The organism is Burkholderia sp. E168m15, from assembly GCF_016586105.1.
GTDB classification, from domain to species: Bacteria; Pseudomonadota; Gammaproteobacteria; order Burkholderiales; family Burkholderiaceae; genus Burkholderia; species Burkholderia orbicola.
In genome coordinates, this window is the sequence record NZ_BCPO01000151.1 from 1 (window position 1) to 10,293 (window position 10,293).

General features: G+C 66.7%; 6 protein-coding genes and 1 pseudogene. 3 read left to right on the plus strand and 4 right to left on the minus strand.

What is annotated here, in order from left to right; all coding sequences use genetic code 11:
* Positions 1 to 215 precede the first annotated feature (215 nt).
* The 4 genes from JMF86_RS21990 to JMF86_RS22005 form a co-directional block, all read right to left on the minus strand.
* Entirely contained in the window at positions 216 to 3,629 is a 3,414-nt protein-coding gene (locus JMF86_RS21990; RefSeq protein ID WP_011547953.1) for a DUF2126 domain-containing protein, read from the minus strand.
* A 92-nt stretch (positions 3,630 to 3,721) separates the two neighbouring features.
* The gene (locus tag JMF86_RS21995) at positions 3,722 to 4,729 is read right to left on the minus strand and encodes a transglutaminase family protein (protein WP_011694704.1); all 1,008 of its coding nucleotides are present in this window, start codon (positions 4,727 to 4,729) and stop codon (positions 3,722 to 3,724) included.
* An 8-nt stretch (positions 4,730 to 4,737) separates the two neighbouring features.
* Positions 4,738 to 5,679 carry an alpha-E domain-containing protein gene (locus tag JMF86_RS22000; RefSeq protein ID WP_011547955.1) on the minus strand — a complete coding sequence of 314 codons (942 nt, stop codon included), beginning with the start codon at positions 5,677 to 5,679 and terminating at the stop codon, positions 4,738 to 4,740.
* 64 nt (positions 5,680 to 5,743) lie between these two features.
* Complete coding sequence (locus tag JMF86_RS22005) at positions 5,744 to 7,159, minus strand: circularly permuted type 2 ATP-grasp protein (RefSeq protein WP_023477240.1); 1,416 nt, start codon at positions 7,157 to 7,159, stop codon at positions 5,744 to 5,746.
* 588 nt (positions 7,160 to 7,747) lie between these two features.
* Between JMF86_RS22005 and JMF86_RS22010 the strand changes: the two genes are divergently transcribed.
* The 3 genes and pseudogenes from JMF86_RS22010 to JMF86_RS22020 all read left to right on the plus strand — a co-directional run.
* Positions 7,748 to 8,743: a LysR substrate-binding domain-containing protein gene (locus JMF86_RS22010; protein WP_011547957.1), complete on the plus strand. Its 996-nt coding sequence runs from the start codon at positions 7,748 to 7,750 to the stop codon at positions 8,741 to 8,743.
* Between the two features lie 632 nt (positions 8,744 to 9,375).
* Positions 9,376 to 9,801: a hypothetical protein gene (locus tag JMF86_RS22015; protein ID WP_011547958.1), complete on the plus strand. Its 426-nt coding sequence runs from the start codon at positions 9,376 to 9,378 to the stop codon at positions 9,799 to 9,801.
* A 67-nt stretch (positions 9,802 to 9,868) separates the two neighbouring features.
* Positions 9,869 to 10,293, plus strand: a pseudogene (locus JMF86_RS22020) (hypothetical protein); the annotation flags it as partial.

Consider the following 10,293-nt stretch of genomic DNA (forward strand, 5'->3'; position numbering starts at 1 on the left):
TCGCGTCGAGGGCGGCGGGATGGTCGAGGTCAATGGGCGGCACGATGTCGTTCCGTCGTCAGGGTGCGGCCGCGCACGCGCGCCGCCATTCGGGCGGCAAGCCGCGGTGCGGAACCGCAATCTGCCCGCATCCTAGCATTCCGGCGGCGCCGCGACCGGCCGGTGGGCCCGGAGGTCGCGAACCGCGCATCGTCGTCCGCCCCGTCATCGATCGTTCACGGCCGCCGCAAGTCGAGCGTGAACGGGAATTCGCGGCTCGGTGAGGCAGCCGCGACGTCCATCCGGCCCGGCGTGTGCCCGATCTCGACGAAGCGCGCGAGCCGGCGGCTCTCGGCCTCGTACGCATTGACCGGGAACGTCGCGTAGTTGCGCCCGCCCGGATGCGCGACGTGATACCGGCAGCCGCCGAGCGAGCGCTGCAGCCACGTATCGACGATGTCGAACGTGAGCGGCGCGTGCACGCCGATGGTCGGATGCAGCGCCGACGGCGGCGACCACGCCTTGTAGCGCACGCCCGCGACGTATTCGCCGACGGTGCCGGTCGGCTGCAGCGGCAGCGCGCGGCCGTTGACGGTCACGACGTGCCGGTTGTCGTTCAGCCCCGTCACGCGCACTTCGAGCCGTTCGACCGACGAATCGACGTAGCGCACCGTGCCGCCAGGCGCGCCCTCCTCGCCCATCACGTGCCACGGTTCCAGCGCGCCGCGCAGCGACAGTTCCATCCCGTTCACCGCGATCTGCCCGAACAGCGGGAAACGGAATTCGAAGTGCGGCGCGAACCACGCCGGATCGAACGCGAAACCGGCGTCGCGCAACTCGGCCAGCACGTCGTCGAAATCCATCTGAAGAAATTCCGGCAGCATGAACCGGTCGTGCAGCGCGGTGCCCCAGCGCGTGAGCGGCGTCGTATACGGCGCGGCCCAGAAGCGCGCGACCAGCGCGCGCAGCAGCAGTTGCTGCACGATGCTCATCCGCGCATGCGGCGGCATCTCGAACGCGCGCAGTTCGAGCAGGCCGAGCCGGCCGGTGGACGAATCGGGCGAATACAGCTTGTCGATGCAGAACTCGCTGCGGTGCGTGTTGCCCGTGACGTCGATCAGCAGGTTGCGCAGCACCCGGTCGACGAGCCACGGCGGCATGTCCTGCCCGAACAGCAGCTTGTTGCGCTGGATCTCCGCGAACGCGATGTCGAGCTCGTAGAGCTGGTCGTTGCGCGCCTCGTCGACACGCGGTGCCTGGCTCGTCGGCCCGATGAACAGCCCCGAGAACAGGTACGACAGCGACGGATGGTTGTGCCAGTACGCGATCAGGCTCGCGAGCAGATCGGGGCGGCGCAGGAACGGGCTGTCGGCCGGCGTCGCGCCGCCGAGCACGAAGTGGTTGCCGCCGCCCGTGCCCACGTGCCGCCCGTCGACCATGAACTTCTCGCTGCACAGCCGCGACTGCCACGCGGCGTCGTACAGGAATTCGGTGTGGTCGACGAGTTCGTCGAAGCTCGCGGCCGGATGGATGTTCACCTCGATCACGCCAGGGTCGGGCGTCACCTGCAGCAGCTTCAGCCGTGCGTCGCGCGGCGGCGGATAGCCTTCGAGCACGAGCTTCACCCCGAGCGCCTGCGCGGTCAGCTCGATCGCGCCGAGCAGCTCCAGATAATCCTCGAGCGCGGCAAGCGGCGGCATGAACAGGTACAGGATGCCGTTGCGCACTTCGACGCACAGCGCGGTGCGCGTGATCCACGCGGCCGATTCGAAGCGCTCGGGGCGGCGATGCGGGTCCACGGCGCCCGGTCGGCCGCGCGTGGCGGTGCCATCGTCGCGCCACTGCATCACGGTCTGCGCGGACGCTTCGCGATGCACGCCGGACAGATAGCGCGGCGCATCGGCCGGGCCCGCGTAGCGGGCACGCATGGCAGCGGCGTCCGGCAACGCGTCGCGCGGCGCGAACGGATCGCGTTCGACGAGATACGGATGGTCGCCGCGGGCCGCCCACGGCAGCGAATCGAGCGGCAGCCGATAGCCCATCGGCGAATCGCCCGGCACGAGGTACATCCGCTCGTCGCGGAAGAACCACGGGCCCGTTTGCCAGCGCGGCCCGTCGAGGCCGGGCGTGTCGTCCGTGCGCTTGACCGGCAGCACGTAACCGACCACGCTGTCGAGCTGCTGCTCGAACACCTTGCGCAGCCGCGCGCGTTCGAGCTCGTCGTCGAGGCGCGCGTCGAACGGATCGACGTTGACGGGCAGCCGGCGCTCGCGCCACAGGTAGTACCAGACGTCCTCGTAGCCGGGCTGGATGAATTCGCCGGTCAGGTTCAGCCGCGCGGCGAGCGCATCGATGAAGCGCTTCGCGTCGCCGGTCGTGTACGCGGACGGATCGCGCTCGTCGGCGAACAGCGACGGATCACGCCACACGGGCTGGCCGTCCGCGCGCCAGAAGATCGACAGCGCCCAACGCGGCAGTTGCTCGCCCGGGTACCACTTGCCCTGCCCGAAATGCAGGAAGCCGCCGTCGCCGTATTCGGCGCGCAGCCGCTGCACGAGTTCGGTCGCATAGCCGCGCTTGGTCGGGCCGAGGGCATCGGTGTTCCACTCGGCGCCGTCGCGATCGTCGATCGATACGAAGGTCGGCTCGCCGCCCTGCGTGAGCCGCACGTCGCCGGCGGCCAGCGCGCCGTCGACCTGCGTGCCGAGCGCCAGCACGGCGTCCCACTGCGATTCCGTATACGGCTTCGTCACGCGCGGCGATTCGTACACGCGCGTCACGCTCATCTCGTGCTCGAACGACACCTCGCACTCGTCGATCAGCCCCTCGACCGGCGCGGCGCTGGTCGGCTGCGGCGTGCACGCGAGCGGAATATGCCCTTCGCCGGCGAGCAGGCCGGACGTCGGGTCGAAGCCGATCCAGCCGGCGCCCGGCAGATAGACCTCGCACCACGCGTGCAGGTCGGTGAAATCGACCGACGTGCCGCTCGGACCGTCGAGCGATTTGACGTCGGGCGTGAGCTGGATCAGGTAACCCGACACGAAGCGCGCGGCAATGCCGAGATGGCGGCACAGCTGCACCAGCAGCCACGCGCTGTCGCGGCACGAGCCGGACGCGAGCTCGAGCGTCTGCGCGGGCGTCTGCACGCCGGGCTCCATCCGCACGAGATAGCCGATGTCGCGCTGGAGCTGCTGGTTCAACGCGACGAGGAAGTTCGTGGTGCCCGCCGGCGTGCGGTCCACGCCGTCGAGATACGCGCGAAACAGCGGCGCGGCGCTCGTCTGCGGGTCGCATGCGAGATACGGCGCGAGCTCGGTCTTCAGCGCGTCGTCATAGCTGAACGGGTATTGCTCCGCGCTCGCTTCGAGGAAGAAGTCGAACGGGTTGTACACCGACATCTCGGCGACGAGATCGATCGTGATCTCGAAGTGCTCGGTGCGCTCCGGAAACACGAGCCGCGCGAGATAGTTCGAGAACGGGTCCTGCTGCCAGTTGATGAAGTGTTGCGCGGGCTCGACTGTCATCGAATACGCGAGGATCGGCGTCCGGCAATGCGGCGCGGGCCGCAGCCGCACGACCTGCGGGCCGAGGTTGACGAGCCGGTCGTAGCGATAGCGGGTGGTGTGATGCAGCGCGACGTGGATGGACATGGGAGCTCGAGTCGGGTTGGGCCGCCGCGCACGCCGCGTCGCTGTCGACGCGGCGGCCCGGCATGGCGGATGCGGCGAAGGCGCGCCGCGGGTCAGACGAGTTCCGGCGTCTGCACGACGCTGATCTCGACGCCGACGGCCGTCGCGCCGAGCCCCGTCACCGGCTGCGCGTCGCGATGGTCGAGGCCGACCGCGATGCGCACGTAGCGTTCGTCCGGGCAACGGTTCATGAACGGGTCGAAGCCGACCCAGCCGAGCCCTTCGACATAGGCCTCGGCCCATGCGTGGCCGGCCGGCTGCTGGGACAGCGCCGTGGCTTGCGGCTGCGCGCCGAGCGCCGCCGGCGACTGCCCCTGGGATTGCGACTGCCCTTGCGACTGCGACTGCGATTGCGCGGCATGCGACGCGCCGAGCACCTGCTGCATGCCGTCGCCGCTCTGCAGCGCAAGCGCTTCCTCCTCCTCGATGTCGCCCGCGTTCTGCTTCGCGTCGGCGATGCGCTGCATCGCGCTGTCGGCCAGCACGTAGCCCGAGATGTAGCGCGCGGGGATCTTCAGCACGCGGGCGGCCGCGATGAACGCGTGCGCATGGTCGCGGCTCGTGCCCTCGCCGCTTTGCAGCGCGGTTTCCGCATCGACGGCGGCGTCGGCCGCCACGTTCGGCGCGTACGCGATGCGGCCGTGCACTTCCGTCATCAGCCAGTGCAATGCGTCGAGGCCGTGCGGCTCGATCGGCAGCGCCTGAGCGAGCTCGCGCACGGTCTCGCCCGCCTTCGTGAGCGCGGTCTCGCGCTCGAAGATCCACGGCGGCGCATAGCCTTCGGGATTCCCGATGATGCCCGCGCGGTCCTGCGTTTCGACGACGCCGGCCGCCACGACGACGATCTCGGCCTTCGCGCCGCGATCGTGGCGCACGAGATCGATCCGGTTGCCTAGCCCGTCGGCGTAAGACAGCGTCGGCTCGACGCCGTCGATCGTGACCTGCCACGCGCGCACCGTCTGGCCGGGGCCCGACTGCGGGCGCAGCCGCAGCCGTTGCAGCGCATGGCTGGCTTGATCGTCGAACTGATAACGCGAAATGTGTCGAATGGCGAGTCGCATGGCAAGTCTCAGTCGAAGTTGTAAGCCTGGGCGATTTCGAGCCCGAGGCTGTTGTTGCGGCCGATGAAGTCGGTTAGGAACTCGTGCAGGCCGCTCTTGAAGATCCGCTCGACCGAGGTATCGGACAGCAGTTGCAGAATCTTCGTGGCCGTGTCGTGACACGGGTGTGTCACGCCGTAATCCTTCGCGAGCAGGTTCAGGCTCGACACGACGCGTCCGTAGCAATAGCGCAGCGAACGCGGCATGCGGCCGTTCAGGATCAGGTAGTCGGCGATGTTCAGCGGCTTGTACTGCACGTCGTACACCCAGCGGTACGAACGGTGCGCGGCGACGCAACGCAGGATCGTCTCCCATTGGTAGTTGTCGAGGATCGTGCCGACGTGCGACACCGACGGCAGCAGCAGGTGATACTTCACGTCGATGATCCGCGCGGTGTTGTCCGCGCGTTCGATGAAGGCGCCGATCTGCGCGAAATCGAAGATCTCGTTGCGCAGCATCGTGCTGTAGAAGCTGCCGAGGATCAGCGCGGTTTCGCGCTTCACTTCGTCGAGCACGGCCGGCAGCTCGCTTTCCGGCACCGGCTGCGCCAGCGCGCGCCGCAACGCGAGCCACGCGCCGTTCACGCTTTCCCACGCCTCGCGCGTGAGCGCCGTGCGCACCATCCGCGCGTTCGAGCGCGCGGCCTCGATGCACGACAGCACGCTCGACGGGTTGTCGCGGTCGCGCAGCAGGTAGTCGGTCACGGTATCGGCCGCATACGCGTCGTATTTCTCCCGATAGCCGTCGTCGGCGCCCGAGCTGACGAGCACCGACGACCATTCGGCCGGCGCGTCGGCCGTGCGCGTGAGCGCCATCCGCAGCCCGGCATCCACGATGCGCGCGATGTTCTCCGCGCGCTCGATATAGCGGTACATCCAGTAGAGGCCGCTTGCAGTACGTCCCAGAAGCATCTCGTGTCCACTCCGTCTTCGTTCGGTTCGCGCGCCGGCTCCGGCGCGCGCGGTCGTGCCCGGCTCAGTCGGCCAGCACCCAGGTGTCCTTGGTGCCGCCGCCCTGGCTCGAGTTGACGACGAGCGACCCTTCCTGCAGCGCGACGCGCGTGAGCCCGCCCGGCGTGATGCGGATCCGGTCCGACACCAGCACGAACGGACGCAGGTCGACGTGGCGCGGCGCGAGGCCGGCGTCGGTCAGGATCGGCGTCGTGGACAGCGCGAGCGTCGGTTGCGCGATGTAGTTCGCGGGACGCGCGCGCAGCTTCGCGGAAAATGCCTCGAGTTCGGCCTTCGACGCGCACGGCCCGACCAGCATCCCGTAGCCGCCCGAGCCGTGCACTTCCTTCACGACCAGTTCGTCGAGATGCGCGAGCACGTACTTCAGGCTGTCGGCCTCGCCGCAGCGCCAGGTCGGCACGTTCTCCAGCAGCGCCTTGCGGCCCGTGTAGAACTCGACGATCTCCGGCATGTACGAGTAGATCGCCTTGTCGTCGGCGATGCCGGTGCCGGGCGCATTCGCGATCGTGATGTTGCCCGCGCGGTACACGTCCATGATGCCGGCCACGCCGAGCACCGAATCCGGGCGGAACGTCAGCGGATCGAGGAACGCGTCGTCGACGCGGCGGTACAGCACGTCGATCGGCTGGAAGCCTTCGGTCGTGCGCATCGCGACGCGCCCGTCGATCACCTGCAGGTCGCTGCCTTCGACGAGGTGCACGCCCATCTGGTCGGCGAGGAACGAATGCTCGTAGTACGCGGAATTGTGGATGCCGGGCGTGAGCACCGCGATGGTCGGGTTGTCGGCATTGCCGCCCGGCGGGCACACGGCCGCGAGCGACTGGCGCAGCATCTGCGGATAGGTTTCGACCGGGCGCACCTTCACCTGCTGGAACAGCTCGGGGAAGAGCTGCATCATCGTTTCGCGGTTTTCCAGCATGTACGACACGCCGGACGGCGTGCGCGCGTTGTCCTCCAGCACGTAGAACGCGTTCTCGCCGGTGCGCACGATGTCGACACCGATGATGTGCGTGTAAACGTTGCCGGGCGGCCGGAAATCGATCATCTCGGGGATGAACGCGTCGTTGTGCGCGATCAGGTGCTTCGGCACGATGCCCGCGCGCACGATTTCCTGACGGTGGTAAATGTCGTCGAGGAACGCGTTCAGCGCCATTACGCGCTGCTCGATGCCGAGCGACAGCCGGCTCCATTCCGCCCCCGAGATGATGCGCGGGACGATGTCGAACGGAATCAGCCGCTCGGCGGCCTCCGCGTCGCCGTAGACGGCGAACGTGATGCCCGTCTTGCGGAACACGCCTTCCGCGTCGTGGGCCTTCTGGGCGAGGCTCGCAGGATTCTGCGTGTCGAGCCATTGCTTCAGGCGCGCGTAAGGCGCCCTTACCATGTCGCCGGATTGCAGCATTTCATCGAATGGCTTCATCGATCTTCTCTCCATCGATCGTTTTCCCCGGCATTGCGCATGCCGGACCGGCGTACTGAATGCTTTGCAAGGAACGTGCCTTGCTCAATCTGCTCGATATCCCCCCGTTTTTCGCGCCGCGTCAGGCATGCCTGCGCGGCATTACGCACCACAACGGTGCAACCTCGGACGCGCCGGGCGCTTGCGGTGCGCCGCGAGCGTGCACGATCGATGCTGCGCCGCGTCCGACGAACATAGTTCTCCCACGTGTCACGGATGTGCAATCTGCACTGCACCAAAAGCGGCGAGCCGACGCCCCCGAAACGACCATGAACGGGTAGGCCGGCACGCACACGGCGCAGCCGGCCTTGGGGGAAGTGCCGTCCAGGCGGGCCCGGACAGTCCGACGCGATGAACTGTCCGGTTAACCGGTCCGGCCCCTCAACGCTATGCAGCCGTAATCCCGCCGACAACGCCCATGCATATTTCGACTGACACCGATCGAAAAAAAACATCGGCCCGAGCGGCGCGATGCGCGGTACGCTAGAACGTTGGTGCAGCAGACGGCGCCGCCTTTCAGGCGCCCGACTATAAAAAGCGAAGATCGAAATGGAAGCAAAGTGGCTGGAAGATTTCCTGAGCCTTGCGGATACCAAGAGCTTTTCCCGGGCCGCGCGTCACCGGCACCTGACGCAGTCGGCGTTCAGCAGGCGAATCGCCGCGCTTGAAACCTGGATGGATGCGAAGCTGGTGGACCGGAGCATCAATCCGGTCGCGCTGACGCCGGCCGGCCAGATGTTCCGCGGGCTCGCCGCGGACATCCTGCGCAGCATGTATGCGGCGCGCAATCTCGTGAACGGCTACGACCAGTTCGCGGCGAGCGACCAGGTCGTGCGCTTCGCCGTCGCGCATACGCTGGTGTTCACGCTGTTTCCCGAATGGCTCAAGCAGCTCAATAGCGAGGTCGGCCACGTCACTGCCCGCGTCAATGCGGTGAACGTGCCGGAAGGCGTGCAGCAGCTGGTCGAAGGCGAATGCGACCTGCTGCTCGGCTATCACCATCCGCAGTTGCCGATCGTGCTCGACCCGAACCACTTCCCATTCGTCAGCCTCGGCGTCGAGCGGATCCTGCCCGTGTCGTCGCCCGACGCGCGCGGCAAGCCGGTGTTCCAGCTGCCCGGCACGCCGGATGCCCCGCTGCCGCTGCTCGCGTATTCGTCGGGCGCCTTTCTCGGCAACATCGTCGAGATGCTGCTGCTGAATGCGACCGAGCCGTACGTGCTGCACCGGTGCTTCGAGACGCACATGTCCGAGGCGCTGAAAGGCATGGTCGTGGCCGGGCACGGCATCGGCTGGCTGCCGGAAAGCTGCGTCGCGAAGGAGCTCGCCGACGGCACGCTCGTGTGCGCGGGCACCGGCGACTGGATCACCGAACTCGAAATCCGCCTGTATCGATCGGCGCGCAAGCGCGGGCTCGCGGCCGAGCAGCTGTGGGCCTACATCATGAACCGGCCGCGCGCGGCGATCGACGGTGCGATCGGTACTGAAGAAGCGGCCGCGCCGGCGATGCGCAGCGCACGGCGAAGCGCGGGCGGCAGCCGCTGATGGCGTATTCGCGCCGTGGATATCCATGGCGCGAATACGCGTTCTCCCGATAGCAATCGATAATCCCGTCGGACTCCGTAAAATCCCTCAACAGCTCTTAATCGATTTTCAGAACACGCAAACGTTTGCGATTCATGTCGTATTTTTTACTGTTTTCCGTATTAAGTAAGAATAATCGGCCCGCTTTTCCAGACAGAAATACCTTGTTACACAAGTTTCGATTTACCTGTAACTGACGGAATCATCAAAAACGTCGCACCCTCATTTCATGATGTGCGATCTGTATCCGGATCTTCATCGATTCGCCTTGAATACAGGCGCAATAGTTTCTTTTATCAGTCGTTATCTTTCGGCACGAACGTCGATACCTCCGACGTAATCCAAAGCGTGCTCGATCATCGCTACCGAGTAGCAATTTTCATGTTCGGCAATATCGCCTTTATTCAGCATTAAGCGATCCTCATAAATGCTTCTTTATCCTATTTAAATAGGATCTTTTCTCTTGTCCCATTCGGGCCACACGCGGTTGTTGGTTCAAAAACCATCGTGTATCAATAGCGTGTCGCAAAAAGAACGTTGGCAAATTCGACTCGGGGTCGATGCGCGTCATCGATTCCGGACGGGAGATTGCAATGTCACCCTCGCTTCGACAGCAGGCTCGCCCTTTCCTGAGCGTCGTGCTTTCCACGCTCTGCATGAACGCCATGGCCCAGACACCGGCGGCTCCGCCGCCGGCGTCCGGTCCGGGGGCAAACCGGTACGTGATTTCGTATATCTGCGGCGACGCACGGATCGACGGTACCGCGCCGCTTCCCCCTGACGGACGCCCGTACAACCTGGGCGTGTCTTTCTTGTCCGGGAGCACCGGGCAGCCCCTGTCCAACGTGCAGGTGCGCCTGCGCCGGCATGGGCGCGTGCTCGTCGAATTCAACGCCCCGGGATCGCGCTGCCTGTTCAGCGTGCCGGATGCGAGCTATCGGGTCGAGGGAACCTATCAGGGAGCCACCCAGTTCGCGATCGTCGAGACGGGCACGCTCACCACGCAGTTGCGATGGTGAACGTCGCGTCGCGCCGCCCCGCTCCGATCGCGTCATTCGGAGAACGCATCGAATCAAGGAGTCTTGAATGCGCCGTGCAGAACGACCGGACGGCTCGCCCGCCCGTCAGCCGAAACCCTCGTGGGGTCCGGGAAAGAATGCGGCGCTCAGCGTCGCTGCATTTGCCGCGATCTTCGGTGCCTTCGCGTACGTCGAGCGAGACGCGAGGATCGGCCATGCGAGCGTGACGCACGATATCGCCGGCGTGATCGGAACCGCCGTTGGCAACTACCGCAAGCTCATCGTGGCGGCGACCGGCGGCGCGTCCGGCACCGAGGCGCCCGTCGCGCCCGCCGGCTCGACGTCGACGGTCGCGCAGGCCGGGCCGGTGACGCCTTCGGCGTCGGCCACGCCGGCCCTGTCGGCCGCGGCCGAACCGGCCGTGCCGGCCGTACCGCCGCAAGCGGCGACAGGTTCGGCCACGCAACACCCGCGCCCCGCACACGTGCCGCC